This window comes from Pseudomonas sp. IT-P395 (assembly GCF_949767675.1).
Taxonomy (GTDB): domain Bacteria; phylum Pseudomonadota; class Gammaproteobacteria; order Pseudomonadales; family Pseudomonadaceae; genus Aquipseudomonas.
Genome location: NZ_CATKPW010000005.1, coordinates 49,560 through 64,413, shown reverse-complemented (window position 1 = coordinate 64,413; position 14,854 = coordinate 49,560). Strand labels below are relative to the sequence as shown.

17 protein-coding genes and 1 tRNA gene are annotated in these 14,854 nt (G+C 57.9%); 4 read left to right on the top strand and 14 right to left on the bottom strand.

All coding sequences use genetic code 11. The features are described 5' to 3' along the window. Positions 1-24: 24 nt before the first annotated feature. From ACM6IN_RS04645 to ACM6IN_RS04630, 4 genes are all read left to right on the top strand, one after another. Entirely contained in the window at positions 25-1,401 is a 1,377-nt protein-coding gene (locus ACM6IN_RS04645) for an L-serine ammonia-lyase (RefSeq protein ID WP_414915501.1), read from the top strand. 166 nt (positions 1,402-1,567) lie between these two features. Further along, entirely contained in the window at positions 1,568-2,692 is a 1,125-nt protein-coding gene (gcvT, locus tag ACM6IN_RS04640) for a glycine cleavage system aminomethyltransferase GcvT (protein ID WP_414915500.1), read from the top strand. A gap of 404 nt (positions 2,693-3,096) precedes the next feature. Further along, positions 3,097-3,309, top strand: coding sequence for a cold-shock protein (locus ACM6IN_RS04635; protein ID WP_003227496.1), 213 nt, complete (start codon positions 3,097-3,099; stop codon positions 3,307-3,309). 97 nt (positions 3,310-3,406) lie between these two features. Continuing rightward, a complete protein-coding gene (locus ACM6IN_RS04630) occupies positions 3,407-3,895 on the top strand; it encodes an RDD family protein (protein WP_007950167.1) in 489 nt (162 codons plus the stop codon). 135 nt (positions 3,896-4,030) lie between these two features. On the opposite strand, the gene nadA is transcribed toward ACM6IN_RS04630, so the two are convergent. The 14 genes from nadA to ruvC all read right to left on the bottom strand — a co-directional run bounded on the left by nadA (position 4,031) and on the right by ruvC (position 14,831). Continuing rightward, positions 4,031-5,089: a quinolinate synthase NadA gene (gene nadA / locus ACM6IN_RS04625; RefSeq protein WP_003227499.1), complete on the bottom strand. Its 1,059-nt coding sequence runs from the start codon at positions 5,087-5,089 to the stop codon at positions 4,031-4,033. Positions 5,090-5,360: 271 nt separating this feature from the next. After that, positions 5,361-5,436 (bottom strand) — tRNA-Lys (locus ACM6IN_RS04620). A gap of 62 nt (positions 5,437-5,498) precedes the next feature. Beyond that, entirely contained in the window at positions 5,499-6,191 is a 693-nt protein-coding gene (queC, locus tag ACM6IN_RS04615) for a 7-cyano-7-deazaguanine synthase QueC (RefSeq protein ID WP_007912720.1), read from the bottom strand. Position 6,192: 1 nt separating this feature from the next. Further along, complete coding sequence (gene queE / locus ACM6IN_RS04610) at positions 6,193-6,840, bottom strand: 7-carboxy-7-deazaguanine synthase QueE (protein WP_414915499.1); 648 nt, start codon at positions 6,838-6,840, stop codon at positions 6,193-6,195. Positions 6,841-7,006: 166 nt separating this feature from the next. Beyond that, positions 7,007-7,840, bottom strand: coding sequence for a tol-pal system protein YbgF (gene ybgF / locus ACM6IN_RS04605; RefSeq protein WP_007912724.1), 834 nt, complete (start codon positions 7,838-7,840; stop codon positions 7,007-7,009). Between the two features lie 6 nt (positions 7,841-7,846). Continuing rightward, the gene (pal, locus tag ACM6IN_RS04600; RefSeq protein WP_003178634.1) at positions 7,847-8,344 is read right to left on the bottom strand and encodes a peptidoglycan-associated lipoprotein Pal; all 498 of its coding nucleotides are present in this window, start codon (positions 8,342-8,344) and stop codon (positions 7,847-7,849) included. A gap of 52 nt (positions 8,345-8,396) precedes the next feature. Beyond that, positions 8,397-9,677 (bottom strand): Tol-Pal system beta propeller repeat protein TolB, encoded by a 1,281-nt coding sequence (gene tolB, locus ACM6IN_RS04595; protein WP_016983828.1) that lies wholly within the window; start codon positions 9,675-9,677, stop codon positions 8,397-8,399. Positions 9,678-9,694: 17 nt separating this feature from the next. Further along, positions 9,695-10,762 carry a cell envelope integrity protein TolA gene (tolA, locus tag ACM6IN_RS04590; protein ID WP_007912728.1) on the bottom strand — a complete coding sequence of 356 codons (1,068 nt, stop codon included), beginning with the start codon at positions 10,760-10,762 and terminating at the stop codon, positions 9,695-9,697. Then, the gene (gene tolR, locus ACM6IN_RS04585) at positions 10,762-11,214 is read right to left on the bottom strand and encodes a protein TolR (protein WP_161806672.1); all 453 of its coding nucleotides are present in this window, start codon (positions 11,212-11,214) and stop codon (positions 10,762-10,764) included. The genes tolA and tolR overlap by 1 nt, the downstream gene beginning before the upstream one ends. A 23-nt stretch (positions 11,215-11,237) precedes the next feature. Continuing rightward, the gene (gene tolQ, locus ACM6IN_RS04580) at positions 11,238-11,933 is read right to left on the bottom strand and encodes a protein TolQ (RefSeq protein WP_007912733.1); all 696 of its coding nucleotides are present in this window, start codon (positions 11,931-11,933) and stop codon (positions 11,238-11,240) included. Continuing rightward, on the bottom strand, positions 11,923-12,390 hold the full coding sequence (ybgC, locus tag ACM6IN_RS04575) for a tol-pal system-associated acyl-CoA thioesterase (RefSeq protein WP_007912735.1): 468 nt from the start codon (positions 12,388-12,390) through the stop codon (positions 11,923-11,925). Before ybgC ends, tolQ begins: the two co-directional genes overlap by 11 nt. Before the next feature lie 127 nt (positions 12,391-12,517). Continuing rightward, positions 12,518-13,579 (bottom strand): Holliday junction branch migration DNA helicase RuvB, encoded by a 1,062-nt coding sequence (ruvB, locus tag ACM6IN_RS04570; protein WP_007912736.1) that lies wholly within the window; start codon positions 13,577-13,579, stop codon positions 12,518-12,520. After that, positions 13,580-14,188 carry a Holliday junction branch migration protein RuvA gene (gene ruvA / locus ACM6IN_RS04565; protein WP_414915498.1) on the bottom strand — a complete coding sequence of 203 codons (609 nt, stop codon included), beginning with the start codon at positions 14,186-14,188 and terminating at the stop codon, positions 13,580-13,582. A gap of 115 nt (positions 14,189-14,303) precedes the next feature. Further along, positions 14,304-14,831, bottom strand: coding sequence for a crossover junction endodeoxyribonuclease RuvC (gene ruvC / locus ACM6IN_RS04560; RefSeq protein ID WP_007951206.1), 528 nt, complete (start codon positions 14,829-14,831; stop codon positions 14,304-14,306). Positions 14,832-14,854: the final 23 nt, after the last annotated feature.

Below are 14,854 nucleotides of genomic sequence, written 5' to 3'. Positions count from 1 at the left end.
TAACAAGAAACCGGAGAACCACTCATGTCGTTAAGCGTGTTCGACCTGTTCAAGATTGGCATCGGCCCCTCCAGTTCCCACACCGTCGGCCCGATGCGTGCTGCTGCGCGTTTCGCCGAAGGCCTGCGACGTGAAAATCTGCTGACCACCACCGCCAGCGTTCGCGTCGAACTCTACGGTTCCCTCGGCGCCACGGGTAAAGGTCACGGCAGCGACAAAGCCGTGTTGCTCGGCCTCGAAGGCGAACACCCCGACACCGTCAATACCGAAACCGTCGCCGCACGCCTGCAAGAAATTCGCGGCAACGGCCGACTGAATCTGCTCGGTGAGCACAGCATTGCGTTCAACGAGAAAGAACACCTGGCAATGATCCGCAAGCCGTTGGCCTATCACCCCAACGGCATGATCTTCCGCGCCTTCGATGCGGCGGGCCTGCAGATTCGCAGCCGTGAGTACTACTCGGTGGGTGGTGGTTTCGTCGTCGACGAGGATGCCGCCGGTGCCGACCGCATCGTCGAAGACGCCACACCGCTGACCTTCCCGTTCAAAAGTGCCAAAGACTTGCTCGGTCATTGCGCCACCTACGGTCTGTCGATCAGCCAGGTGATGCTGACCAACGAAAGCGCTTGGCGCCCGGAAGCGGAAACCCGCGCCGGACTGCTGAACATCTGGCAGGTGATGCAGGACTGCGTGGCTGCAGGTTGCCGTAACGAAGGTATTTTGCCGGGCGGCTTGAAGGTCAAACGTCGTGCGGCAGCGCTGCATCGGCAACTGTGCAAAAACCCGGAATCAGCGTTGCGCGATCCGTTGTCGGTGCTCGACTGGGTCAACCTCTACGCCTTGGCAGTCAACGAAGAAAACGCCAATGGTGGCCGCGTGGTTACCGCACCGACCAACGGCGCGGCGGGGATTATTCCGGCGGTATTGCATTACTACATGCGTTTTATCCCCGGCGCGAATGACGACGGCGTCGTACGGTTTCTGCTGACGGCGGCGGCCATCGGCATTCTCTACAAGGAAAACGCCTCGATCTCCGGCGCCGAAGTCGGTTGCCAGGGTGAAGTCGGCGTGGCCTGTTCGATGGCGGCCGGGGCATTGTGCGAAGTGCTCGGCGGCAGCGTGCAGCAAGTCGAGAACGCCGCGGAAATCGGCATGGAACACAACCTCGGTCTGACCTGCGACCCGATTGGCGGACTGGTGCAGGTGCCGTGCATCGAGCGCAATGCCATGGGTTCGGTGAAAGCCATCAACGCGGTACGCATGGCCATGAGAGGCGACGGCCAGCATTTCGTCTCCCTCGACAAAGTCATCCGCACCATGCGCCAGACCGGCGCCGACATGAAAAGCAAATACAAAGAGACCGCCCGCGGCGGTCTGGCGGTCAACATTATCGAATGCTGAGCCTTATTCAACTCGGCCTCCCTCAGGGAGACGATCGTACTTAGCCCCCTCTCCCCCGGGAGAGAAACGTAACTAGCTCCCTCTCCCTCCGGGAGAGGGCTGGGGTGAGGGGCCTTTGATCTTGATCTAGCCCCGACCCTCGAACCACATTTTCAAGGAGCCACGCATGTCCACCGAACAACTGTCGAAAACCCCGCTGCACGCTCTGCACCTCGAACTCGGCGCCCGCATGGTGCCGTTCGCCGGCTACGACATGCCGGTGCAGTACCCGCTTGGCGTGATGAAAGAACACCAACACACCCGTGAGCAGGCCGGGCTGTTTGACGTCTCGCACATGGGCCAGATTCGCCTGACCGGCGCCAACGCCGGCAAAGCCCTGGAAACCCTGGTGCCGGTGGACATCATCGATCTGCCGGTGGGCATGCAGCGTTACGCGATGTTTACCAACGACAACGGCGGCATTCTCGATGACCTGATGGTCGCCAACCTCGGCAACGATGAACTGTTTCTGGTGGTCAACGCCGCGTGCAAGGATCAGGACCTGGCTCACCTGCAACAACACATTGGCGATCAGTGCACCATTACGGCGCTGTTCGAAGAGCGCGCGCTGCTCGCGTTGCAAGGCCCGACGGCCGTTTCAGTGCTGGCGCGTCTTGCGCCGGAAGTAGCAAAGATGACCTTCATGCAATTCAACCGCGTGTCGTTGCTCGGCGTGGATTGCTTCGTCAGCCGTTCGGGTTACACCGGTGAAGACGGTTTCGAAATCTCCATTCCGGCTGCCGATGCCGAGAAACTCGCCCGCGCCCTGCTCGCCGAACCGGAAGTCCAGGCCATCGGCCTCGGTGCCCGCGATTCGCTGCGTCTGGAAGCCGGCCTGTGCCTGTACGGCCACGACATGAACACCGAGACCACGCCAATCGAAGCGAGCCTGCTGTGGGCGATTTCCAAGCCGCGCCGCGCTGATGGCGCACGGGCTGGCGGTTTCCCGGGGGCAGAGACTGTTTTCGCTCAACAACAGAACGGCGTCGCGCGCAAACGCGTCGGCCTGCTGCCGCAAGAACGTACGCCTGTGCGTGAAGGCGCGGAAATCGTCAACGAAGCCGGAGAAATCATCGGCAGCGTGTGCAGTGGCGGTTTCGGTCCGACCTTGGGCGGGCCGCTGGCGATGGGTTACCTCGACAGTGCTTATGTAACACTCGACACACCGGTCTGGGCCATCGTTCGTGGGAAAAAGGTGCAAATGCTTGTAAGCAAAATGCCATTTGTTCCACAACGCTACTATCGCGGTTGATTGACTGTTTCTATAAGTAACGCGATTGCGTTATGCGTGCACTAATGTGTAACGCAATCGCCACAAAAAAGTGCATTTTCTAACATTCGATTCGCATTTGAACTTTGCTTATAACGTTCGAAAACAATTGGACAAGCGAATCGTCTAAGACCGCAGTAGCGAACCGACTAAGTGCCAGCAAGCGTAGGAAAACCGGGCTCTTCACGGGGCTTGTTTTTTCTCCCGTAGTTGGCGTAGAGTTTGTCCACTGTGTTTGCATGGGTCAGCTTTGAATCGTGACCTGGGCAGTAGCCTACAAGTTAGCTACATCCCGTTCGACGTCTTCTTACTCTCCTGCAACCAGCCCCAGTACTCTTTCATGAGAAAGAGACTGTCATCAATTTTTGCGTCAAAGGAAATAAGAAATGTCCACACGTCAGAGCGGTACCGTCAAGTGGTTTAACGACGAGAAAGGTTTTGGTTTTATCACTCCAGAAAGCGGTCCGGATCTGTTCGTGCATTTCCGCGCCATTCAGGGCAACGGCTTCAAAAGCCTGAAAGAAGGCCAGAAAGTGACCTTCGTTGCTGTGCAGGGCCAGAAAGGCATGCAGGCTGACGAAGTACAAGCAGAAGCCTGATTTTCTGTTACGAAAAAGCCCCTGATATTGATATCAGGGGCTTTTTTGTACGCGCGAATCCGTAAAATGGCGCTTCATTTTGCATCCAGAGGCTGCCATGTCGAAAAACCTGCTCACGCCCCAAGGGGACTTCCCTCCCGTTGGCCTAGGTCGTCGCCTGGCAGCAATGTTCTATGACTTTCTGCTGTGCACCGCACTGCTGATCGTCACCGGCTTCGTTTACAAAATGATCCAGGCCGCGATCATCGGTGAAGAGCGTCTGCGGGTAATGACCGATGCCGGCAAGCTCGACGGTGATCCGCTCTACTCCACCGTGCTGCTGTTGGTGCTGTTTGCGTTCTTCGCCAAGTTCTGGACCCATGGCGGGCAGACATTGGGCATGCAGGTGTGGGGCATTCGCGTGCAGAACGCCAATGGCACGGCGATCAGCCTGTGGCAGGCGCTGTTGCGGTTTATGGTGTCGATTGCGTCGTGGCTGTGCGTAGGGCTGGGATTCTTCTGGTCGCTGTATGACAAGCAGAAGCGCACCTGGCATGACATCTATTCGGATACCCGCCTCGTCCGAATCCCGAAGAAGACCAAATAACTTCCAGACACCAAAAACTACTGTAGGAGTGAGCCTGCTCGCGATAGCGGTGTGTCAGTCAACATAATTGTTATCTGACACACCGCTATCGCGAGCAGGCTCACTCCTACAGGTTTATTTGTTGCCTGAAAGACCTCAGGCGTTGCCGGCCAGCTTCATCCGTGCGGCCTGGGTGAAATCCAGCATGCGCTTCAACGGCCGGATCGCCTGCGGAATCAACGCCGGATCAACAAAGATCTCGTTCGTGCCTTCCTTCAAGCTCTTGAGCGTGCGCTCAAGGGTGTTCATGGCCATCCACGGGCAATGCGCGCAACTGCGGCACGCGGCACCGTTACCGGCGGTTGGCGCTTCGATGAAGACCTTGTCCGGGCACAACTGCTGCATCTTGTAGAAGATGCCACGGTCGGTCGCGACGATCAGCGTCTTGTTCGGCAACGACTGTGCAGCGGCAATCAACTGACTGGTCGAGCCCACGGCGTCTGCCAGCTCAATCACCGAAGTCGGCGACTCCGGGTGCACCAGAATCGCGGCGTCCGGGTACAGCGCCTTCATGTCTTCGAGTTGCTTGGACTTGAACTCCTCGTGGACGATGCAGGCACCGTCCCAGAGCAGCATGTCGGCGCCGGTCTTGCGCTGAATGTAGGTGCCCAGATGCTTGTCAGGGCCCCAAATGATCGTCTCGCCGTTGTCCATCAGGCTTTCGACGATTTCCAGTGCGCAACTTGAAGTCACCACCCAATCAGCTCGAGCCTTAACAGCTGCGGAGGTGTTGGCGTAGACCACCACCGTGCGCTCCGGGTGCTGATCACAGAACGCCGAGAACTCGTCGACCGGGCAACCCAGGTCGAGCGAGCATGTCGCGTCCAGCGTTGGCATCAGCACGCGTTTTTCCGGGTTGAGAATCTTCGCGGTCTCGCCCATGAACTTCACGCCGGCGACCACTACGGTCTTGGCCGGATGAGCGTTGCCGAAGCGGGCCATTTCCAGGGAGTCAGAGACACAACCACCGGTTTCTTCGGCCAGAGCCTGAATCACCGGATCGCAATAAAAGTGGGCCACCAGCACCGCGTCCTGAGCCTTCAGCTCGGCGGCAATGGCGGAACGGTAATAAGCCTCTTCCTCAGCGGTCAGCGGTTTGGGCTGTTTGGCATCGAGGTGGGCTTGAACCAGAAGGCGTTCGGAAATCTGCGTCATGTTCGCAAGACCTGCAGGCGCGTTCGCGCGAAAGTCGAGTATACACCCGGCTCCGGACCGCTTGAGGGTACCGCCGGGAGAGTGAGTATTATCAGGCACGGACAGCATTGAAGCTGCGCAAGGCTACAGAATATCCCGTTGATACAAAAGATGATTCTGACCTGCGTCAGCGCTGCGGGTATTGAAATAACGCATAGCGAAATTGCAGGCAAAAAAAAACCCGGAAATCCTCACTTTCGTGGGCCTTCCGGATTTTCTAAACCGCCAAATATGGTGGGTCGTGTGGGATTCGAACCTACGACCAATTGGTTAAAAGCCAACTGCTCTACCAACTGAGCTAACGACCCGCTGTGTGGTGGCGCGTATAATACTGATTTTTAAGGACTATTCAACACCTTTTTGAAAATAATCAAAAATAAGGTGTTGGATCACTTACACCAGCGGCCGCGAAGCCTTCTGCGCGCAGGCGGCAGCTGTCGCATTTACCGCACGCACGGCCATCATCGTCGGCCTGATAGCAGGAAACGGTGAGGCCATAATCAACGCCGAGCTTCACGCCCGCCTGCACGATCTGCGCCTTGCTCAGGTTCTGCAACGGCGCCTGAATACGGAAACCGTTGCCTTCCACACCGGCCTTGGTCGCCAGGTTGGCCATGCGCTCGAACGACTCGATGAACTCCGGACGGCAATCCGGATAGCCCGAGTAATCCACCGCATTAACACCAATGAAGATATCGCGGGCGCCGAGCACTTCCGCCCAACCCAACGCCAGCGACAAGAACACCGTGTTGCGCGCTGGCACGTACGTCACTGGAATGCCTTCGCCCAGCTCTTCAGGGATGTCGATGCTGGCGTCGGTCAGGGCTGAGCCGCCCATGCCATTGAGGTTCAGGCCAATCACCTTGTGCTCGACCACACCCAAGTCGCGGGCGACGCGGGCGGCGGCGTGCAATTCGGCATGGGAACGCTGGCCATAGTCAAAGCTCATGGTGTAGCAGCGGTAGCCTTCGGCTCGGGCCATGGCCACTACAGTGGCCGAGTCCAGACCACCGGACAGCAGAATGACCGCACGTTTTTCGGTGGTGTTCAGTTGTTCGGTCATCTCAGCGCCCCGGCTCGTCATTCCACAAATATTTATGCAACTGCAATTGCAACCGCACCGGCAGGTTGTCCGCCACCACCCAGTCCGCCAGATCGCGAGCATTGAGATCATGGTGACTTGGGGAAAACAGCACTTCGCCGGCACGTCGATCAAGACCGTACTGAATCAGTTTGGAGACGGCCCAGTCATAATCGTCGCGCGAGCAGATGACAAACTTCACCTGATCGTTGGGCGTCAGCAGTTCGATGTTCTCGTAACGGTTGCGATGGGCTTCTTTCGAGTCCGGCGTCTTCAGGTCGACAACGCGACTGACGCGCGGATCGACAGCCGAGACGTCGAGGGCGCCGCTGGTTTCCAGCGAGACCTCATAACCGGCATCACACAATTGTTCGAGCAAAGGAATGGCATTGGGCTGTGCCAACGGCTCACCGCCGGTGACACAGACGTAGCGCGGGCGAAATCCGGCCACTTGCTCGAGGATGTCGTCGAGGGTGCGCACGGTACCGCCACTGAAGGCATAGGCGCTGTCGCAGTATTGGCAACGCAATGGGCAACCGGTCAGGCGCACAAAAACCGTGGGCAGCCCGGCAGTCCGCGTTTCCCCCTGCAAAGAGTAGAAAACTTCGGTGATTCTCAATGTGTCTTGCATAGTCGCCACGGGCGTAACAGCTAAACAGGCTGTCCGCCTCCGTCAGGCACTTCAGGCAATCCCGCCAACGCGTAGACCGCAAGAAGCGTGTTTCAGAAAAAGGGCGTGAATTCTAACGAAAAAACCCGCGACAAGCGCGGGTTTCTTCCAAACGGGTCAAGCCTGCTTACATGCGTTGCAGATCGCGCTGGGCCAACTGAGCAGCCGAGGTACCCGGATACTGGGCCACCACCTGCTGCAGAATGCCTTTGACCTTGTCGGTATGACCGAGGCGGCGCTCTACATCAGCCAGCTTGTACAGCGAATCCGGCACTTTGGCGTGCTTGGGATACAGCTGCGAAACCTTGGCGAAAGCCTGACCTGCGCCTTGCAGATCGCCTTTGGCCAGATTCACTTCACCCAACCAGTACTGGGCGTTACCCGCGTATTGGCTGTTCGGGTATTTGCGCAGGAAAGCGGCAAAAGCCTGGCTGGCCTTGTCGAAATCCTTGGCTTTGATCAGGTCGAAAGCGGCATCGTAATACAGCTTTTCCTTGGCCGGATCACCCGGTTCACTGCTTGCAGCAGGTGCCTGGGCAGCAGCCCCGGCGCCAGCAGCAGCACCGGCAGCAGCACTTGCATCGCCACCGGCAGAAGAATTCTCAGGAGTCGCGGCAGGTGCAACGCCGGATCCTATGCGTCGATCAAGATCCTGGTATCGCTCCAGGGATTCCTGCTTCATGCGCGCAACCTGATTCTGCAGTTCTTCGATCACACCTTGCTGGCGCGATATCTGATCCTGCATCTGTTGCAATTGGTTGAACAGCATGCCTTGTGCCGAGGCAGGGGCCGAAGCCGCTCCCCCGGCATAGGCGCCGTTCGTACCGTAACCTGCAGGCGGATAACTGCTCCCGCTATTGTTATAACCGGAGTTGTCATCGACCACAGGAACCGCAGCCCACGCCGCAAGCGGCGCGAGGCTGAGAGCCAGAACAGTTACAGCACGACGGCACGTTCGCATATCGAATTACTTACGCAGTTCGACGCGACGGTTTTGAGCCCAGGACTGCTCGTCGTTGCCGGTAGCAACTGGACGCTCTTCGCCGTAGGAAACCAGTTCCAGCTGAGCTGGGGAAACACCTTGCAGTACCAGGTAGCGCTGAACGGCTTTCGCACGACGCTCGCCCAGTGCCATGTTGTACTCACGAGTACCACGTTCGTCGGTGTTGCCTTCCAGAACAACGCGAGCGCCGTTTGCTTTCAGGTCTTTGGCGTGAACGTCCAGAGCGCGCATGGCTTCTGGCTTCAGGTCCGAGCTGTCGTATTCGAAGTAGAAGGTGGTGATTGCGCGCAGAGCAGCTTCTTCGCTCAGGGAACCGTCAACGGCACCAGTGTTTGCGCCGTAACCAGCGTTTGGATCAACAGCGCCTTCACCGGCGTTGTCGCCGCCTTTGGACGAGCAACCTACAGCTACAGCCATGGCCAGAGCCAGCGCAGCAAATTTACCAAACTTCAGCATTTCCATCGTGAAACTCCTAATGAACCCCAGTGTGTTAAGTAAAACGTGTAGCGCCCGCTCACTTCAGGTAAGGGGACCAGGACGGTTCTCTGACTTCGCCTTGAGCGGTAGGAAGCGGGAGCCTAACGCGTCCATTAATGGACACGAGCATCAAGACTCCCCGGCCCTGTTGGCGGGTGGCGTAGATTACCATGGTGCCGTTGGGCGCAACAGTAGGTGACTCGTCCAGAGTGCTATCAGTGAGGATCTTTACACTACCTCGCTGCAGATCCTGAGCTGCCACCTTGAAATTGGTGAAGCCATCCTGACGATGGATCATCACCAAAGTCTTTTCATCTGCCGAAAGTTTCGGGTTGGCGTTGTAGTTACCTACAAACGTCACACGCTCGGCACCACCGCCACTGGCGCTGGTTTTGTAGATCTGAGGCTTGCCGCCGCGGTCCGAGGTGAAGTAGATGGTCGAGCCATCCTTGCCCCAGTACGGTTCGGTGTTGATGCCAGGACCTGCGGTCACGCGGGTGATCTGACGCGAAGCCAGATTCATCACATAGATGTCCGGGTTACCGTCTTTCGACAGTACGAACGCCAGGCGATCACCATTCGGCGACCAGGCTGGCGCGCCGTTCAGGCCTTCGAAATTGGTGATTTGCTCACGGCGACCGGTGTCGATGTTCTGCATGAAGATGCGCGGACGCTTCTGCTCGAACGACACGTAGGCGATGCGTTTGCCATCCGGTGCGAAGCGCGGCGACAGAATCGGCTCACGCGATTGCAACAGCGTCACGGCGCGAGCACCGTCGTAGTCCGAACGCTGCAGGGTGTAACGGGTGTTCTTCTCGGAGAAGCGCTCGGCCGTCACGTACAGCAGACGCGTCGAGAACGCACCTTCAATACCGGTCAGTTTCTGGAACGACTGATCGGAGATGAAGTGCGCCATGTCGCGCAATTGCTCGGTGGTACCGGAAACACTGCCGTCTGCCACTTTTTGCTCGGTGGCTACGTTGAACAGCGCCCACTGCACCTGCAAGCGACCGCCCGCTGGCGCAATGCTGCCGACCATCATGTATTGAGCACCCACCGCCTTCCAGTCACGGAAGATGATTTCGCTCGGCTGGCTTGGCTGGCTGATCATGTTTTGCTTTGGAATCGGCGAGTAGTAGCCCGAGTTGCGCAAATCGTTACCAATGATTTCAGCCATGTCGTCCGGCAGCACGGCACCGCCCTGCATACCAAACGGTACAACGGCGATCGGGGTTGCCCGATCGCTGCCGCTGGTGACCAGAATGTTCTTTTCATCCGCCATCGCGATCCCTGCCATGCAGCAGATCACGACCAGCATTCCTCGAAGAAGGTTTCTCACAAGGCTAGATCCTCAGGTGTGAATGTCATCTTGAATGAACGATACGGAGCGAAATCGCTCGGCTTCATTCCCTGCATTTCTGTCAAACGTCCAATATTTTTGACCGCTGCCACTGCCGAAGCATCGAACGGACCATCGCCACTGGATTTGGCCACGCTGACCGAAGTCACCGTACCGTCCGGCAACATGCCGATCTGCAACACCACCGTCATGCCTTTGCGTGCCGAAGGTGGACGGGCCCAGCCTTCTGCAGCTCGCGCACGAATCAGGTCATCGAAACTGCCCGCGACTTCGTCGCCCTGCTCATCGGCCAAGGCCTGCTGGCGCTGCGGCGTATCGGAAAGCAAATCGGCCAAGGCCTGAGCCTTTTTGTCTTCGGTCGATTTACGTGCTGCATCCTGCGCTTTCTTCTTCGCAGCATCGGCAGCAGCTTTCTTCTTCGCTTCGTCGGCGATTTTCTTCTTCGCCTCTTCAGCTTCAGCTTTCTTCTTGGCGTCTTCGGCGGCTTTCTTCTTCGCGTCTTCGACGATCTTCTTCTTGGCTTCTTCAGCGGCTTCTTTCTTGGCTTCTTCCTTAGCCTCTTCTTCAGCCTTCTTCTTGGCTATATCAGCCAATTGTTTCTCTTCGGCCTTCTTGGCTTCGGCTTTCTTCGCGTCGTCAGCTTTCTTGGCGTCATCCGCCTTTTTAGCTTCATCCGCTTTTTTAGCCTCATCGGCCTTCTTGGCTTCCTCGGCTTTTTGAGCCGCTTCTTCTTTCTTTTGTTCCGCAGCGGCCTTGATCTCTTCCTGCTCGACCTTTTTCTGTTCCATCTGCTCGACTTCAGTCTGGCGCGCGGCGGATTTCTTCGCCTCACCCGCAATCTTCTGATTGGTCTGGGTGGTTGCCTGACTTTTCGATTTCAGTTGGTACAGGGTCGCCTGGACAATCGGCTTGGCCGGCGGCAGCTCTGGTGTGAAGGCAAAACTGACGAACAGCATGCCGAACACCAGCACGTGCAGGACAATTGCCAGAACACTAGGCCAGAAGTAGCTTTCCGAGGCGGACGGCTCTCGCTGTTGCTGCATCAGGGGGCCTCGGTAATCAAACCAACATTACCGACCCCGGCTTTCTGCAACCCGCCCATGGCGCCCATGACAGAACCATAGTCGACGGTCTTGTCACCGCGGATGAAGACCTGGGTACGCTTGCCGCCTTCGGTGCCGGCACGAATGATCTTGGTCACCGCGTCGGTCATTTGCGGCAGGGTCATGGCCCTGTCCTGTTGCTTCTCGGTGTCGACTTCGCTGCCAAGGTTCCAGTAGTAGGTCTTGTCAGCCTTGATCGAAATAGTCAGGACCTGCGTGTTGTTGTCCTGCGGCAAGGCTTCGCTGGAAACCTTGGGCAGATCAACTTTCACGCCCTGATTGAGCATCGGCGCAGTCACCATGAAGATGACCAGCAGCACCAACATCACGTCGATGTATGGCACCACGTTCATCTCGGCGACCGGCTTGCGCTTTTTGCGAGCTCGAGCGATTAAAGCCATTGGAAATTACCTGCTTATTCTTCGCTGGTGTGCACTTTGCGGTGCAGGATCGCCTGGAATTCATCGGCGAAGGTGTAGTAGCGGCTCAGCAAGGTTTCGCTGCGGGCAGAGAAACGGTTGTAAGCGATAACTGCCGGGATTGCCGCGAACAGGCCGATCGCGGTGGCGATCAGGGCTTCGGCGATACCCGGGGCCACAGTGGCCAGAGTGGCTTGCTGGGCGCTGGCCAGACCGCGGAAGGAGTTCATGATGCCCCACACGGTACCGAACAGACCGATGTACGGGCTGACCGAACCGACAGTGGCGAGGAACGGCAGGCTCTGCTCCAGTTTCTCTTCTTCGCGGGAGATGGCGACGCGCATGGCCCGGGCCACGCCTTCCATCACCGCTTCAGGATCGACGCCTGGCTGCTGACGCAGACGCGAGAACTCCTTGAAGCCGGCACGGAAGATCTGCTCAACGCCCGAATCCGGATCCGGGTTGCTGCCCGCCTGACGGTACAGCTTGGACAGGTCGATACCCGACCAGAAGCGCTCTTCGAAGCTCTCCAGGGCGCGTCGACCGGCGCGCAGCAGATTGCTGCGCTGAAAGATCATGATCCATGAGGTCACCGATGCGGCCACCAGGGTCAACATTACCAACTGCACCACGATGCTGGCATTGCTGACCAGGCTCCACATGGAGGAATGGTCGACGACGTTAGCTTCCACGCTTTATCTCCTGCTTTGAGTGTGTACCCGGGCCGACCGCGTCGGCGAAGGCCGCACGCAAATCTTCGGGAAGGGCCCGGGGTTTCAAACTGTTAGTGCGCACACAGGCCACCAAAAACTGCCCCTCACAGAGCAGCACATTATCCGTTGCCCGCCTGACCTGCTGTTTGAAGCGCAGGCTGACCCGGTTCAATTCGATTACATCAGCGCTTACCAGCAGTTCGTCGTCCAGTCGCGCCGGCGCGTGATAGCGCGCTTCGCTGGAGTGCACGACAAACAACAGGTCCTCCCCTGCCAGCTGCGATTGGGCAAAGCCCAGTTCGCGAAGCCGCTCGGTTCGAGCCCGTTCCATAAACTTGAGGTAATTAACGTAATACACGATGCCGCCCGCATCGGTGTCCTCGTAATAAACGCGACAACGATGTGCGAACGGCTCAAGCCCGTTTTGCGCGCGCATACTCTAGTGCTTACTCCTCAGGTTGCCAATCCGGCCAGGCAACTGTTTTTCATGGTTTCAGAGCTTTACCGCAAAAGTACCGTCCTGTGACCGTACAAACCCTGAATAAATCGACAACAAATGTGTATTAATCGTCCACGGCATCGAGAAACTCGTCTGCCACGGGCATTTCACCCATTCGTGACGGAATGTTTAAACCGAAGTGCAGGTACGCATGGCGCGTCACCACCCTGCCCCGTGGCGTGCGCATGATGTAACCCTGCTGGATCAGATACGGTTCCAGCACATCCTCAATGGTGTGACGTTCTTCACTGATCGCAGCGGCGAGGCTGTCGATACCGACCGGGCCGCCATCGAACTTCTCGATCATGGTCAACAGCAGACGCCGGTCCTGATGATCGAAACCATGCTCGTCGACGTCCAGCAGGTTCAGCGCCAGATCCGCCACCGCCTTGGTGATGTGGCCCTTGGCGCGGACTTCGGCGAAGTCACGCACGCGGCGCAACAGACGGTTGGCGATTCGCGGCGTACCACGGGCACGACGTGCGATTTCGAACGATCCTTCCGGATCCAGCGGCAGACCGAGAATCGCCGCCGAACGGCTGACAATCGTCGCCAGATCGGCCGTGCTGTAGAACTCAAGACGCTGGACAATACCGAAGCGGTCACGCAACGGGTTGGTCAGCATGCCGGCGCGAGTGGTTGCGCCCACCAAAGTGAACGGCGGCAGATCGAGTTTGATCGAACGCGCGGCCGGCCCTTCACCGATCATGATATCGAGCTGGAAATCTTCCATCGCCGGGTACAGCACTTCTTCAACGATCGGCGACAGGCGATGGATTTCGTCGATGAACAGCACGTCGTGCGGTTCGAGGTTGGTCAGCAGCGCCGCCAGATCACCCGGACGCTCAAGTACCGGACCGGATGTGCTCTTGATAGACACGCCCATTTCCTGGGCAATGATGTTCGCCAGCGTGGTCTTGCCCAGACCAGGCGGGCCGAAGATCAGGGTGTGGTCGAGGGATTCGCTACGGCCACGGGCGGCCTGGATGAACAGTTCCATCTGCTCGCGCACGGTCGGCTGGCCAATGTAGTCGGCCAGACTGACCGGGCGAATGGCCCGGTCCTGGACTTCTTCGCGCTCACGCGGGCTGTGCGCGGCGGTGATCAGACGATCAGCTTCAATCACTTAAATCATTCCCTTCAGGGCACGGCGGATCAGGTCTTCACTGCTCAAACTCTTGTCCTTGATGGCGGTAATCGCCTTGCTCGCTTCCTGCGGCTTGTAGCCCAGGGAAATCAGCGCGCTGACCGCATCGTTCTCGGCGGTATTGACCGGCGCCGGGCCATCAGGCTGATTCGGTACCAGGGCAAACATCGCCGGCGAAGTTTCCCAGGCCTTGAAGCGGTCTTTCAACTCAACCAGCAAGCGCTCGGCGGTTTTCTTGCCGACTCCCGGCACTTTGGTCAAGGCCGAGGTGTCCTGCGACTGCACACAGCGGATCAGCTCATCGACTTCCAGGCTCGACATCAACGCCAGGGCCAATTTTGGCCCGACACCATTGAGACGGATCAACTCGCGAAAAAAGTCTCGCTCACGCTTGCCGGCAAAACCATAGAGTAACTGCGCGTCTTCGCGTACGACCAAATGGGTGTGCAGGGTCAGCGGTTCACCGACCGACGGCAGACGATAAAGGGTGGTCATGGGCACTTCCAGCTCATACCCGAGGCCGTTTACATCCAGAATCAGGTGCGGCGGCTGTTTCTCAGCCAGGGTGCCGCGCAAGCGTCCAATCACGTTTCAGATCCTTGAGCGTTGGCCAGCCGTGGGCTGGCGACTATCGAAAGGCGAATTTCGCGCCGACGACTCAGGCGCAGGAAATCCACTTTCAAGAAAATTGATGCTGATGCTATCAGAGACGCAGGCGCCCGCCACGACTGCGTGCCGTTCCCAAACCGTGGGGCAGCAGACTGGAACGCGTGTGCGCATGGCAAATGGCAATGGCCAGGGCGTCCGAGGCATCGATTTGTGGTTTGCTGGTTAGTTTGAGCATGTGCATGACCATCATTTGCACCTGTTCTTTATTCGCCGCGCCGGTGCCGACCACAGCCTGTTTAACTTGAGTGGCGGTGTACTCGGCGATCTCCAGACTCTCTTCAGCGCCAGCCACGATTGCAGCGCCGCGAGCCTGACCGAGCTTCAGCGCCGAATCGGCGTTTTTCGCCATAAAGACTTTTTCGATGCCCATGGTCACCGGACCGTAGGTCTGAATGATCTCCCGCACTCCGCGATAGACGATTTGCAGGCGTTCATGCAGTTCGCCCGCACCGGTACGAATGCAGCCGGAAGCCACATAAATACAACCGCCACGCCCGGTATCTCGAACAATGCCGTAACCGGTGATGCGCGAACCGGGGTCGATACCAAGAATTAAAGTCATAACGCCTGCAGAAATTGGTGCGA

Bases quoted from the DNA above. Each gene is read 5' to 3' on its own strand.
- ACM6IN_RS04645 (WP_414915501.1), top strand. From the start codon at position 25: ATGTCGTTAAGCGTGTTCGACCTGTTCAAGATTGGCATCGGCCCCTCC.
- gcvT (WP_414915500.1), top strand. From the start codon at position 1,568: ATGTCCACCGAACAACTGTCGAAAACCCCGCTGCACGCTCTGCACCTC.
- ACM6IN_RS04635 (WP_003227496.1), top strand. From the start codon at position 3,097: ATGTCCACACGTCAGAGCGGTACCGTCAAGTGGTTTAACGACGAGAAA.
- ACM6IN_RS04630 (WP_007950167.1), top strand. From the start codon at position 3,407: ATGTCGAAAAACCTGCTCACGCCCCAAGGGGACTTCCCTCCCGTTGGC.
- nadA (WP_003227499.1), bottom strand. From the start codon at position 5,089: ATGACGCAGATTTCCGAACGCCTTCTGGTTCAAGCCCACCTCGATGCC.
- queC (WP_007912720.1), bottom strand. From the start codon at position 6,191: ATGACCGAACAACTGAACACCACCGAAAAACGTGCGGTCATTCTGCTG.
- queE (WP_414915499.1), bottom strand. From the start codon at position 6,840: ATGCAAGACACATTGAGAATCACCGAAGTTTTCTACTCTTTGCAGGGG.
- ybgF (WP_007912724.1), bottom strand. From the start codon at position 7,840: ATGCGAACGTGCCGTCGTGCTGTAACTGTTCTGGCTCTCAGCCTCGCG.
- pal (WP_003178634.1), bottom strand. From the start codon at position 8,344: ATGGAAATGCTGAAGTTTGGTAAATTTGCTGCGCTGGCTCTGGCCATG.
- tolB (WP_016983828.1), bottom strand. From the start codon at position 9,677: ATGCTGGTCGTGATCTGCTGCATGGCAGGGATCGCGATGGCGGATGAA.
- tolA (WP_007912728.1), bottom strand. From the start codon at position 10,762: ATGCAGCAACAGCGAGAGCCGTCCGCCTCGGAAAGCTACTTCTGGCCT.
- ybgC (WP_007912735.1), bottom strand. From the start codon at position 12,390: ATGCGCGCGCAAAACGGGCTTGAGCCGTTCGCACATCGTTGTCGCGTT.
- ruvC (WP_007951206.1), bottom strand. From the start codon at position 14,831: ATGACTTTAATTCTTGGTATCGACCCCGGTTCGCGCATCACCGGTTAC.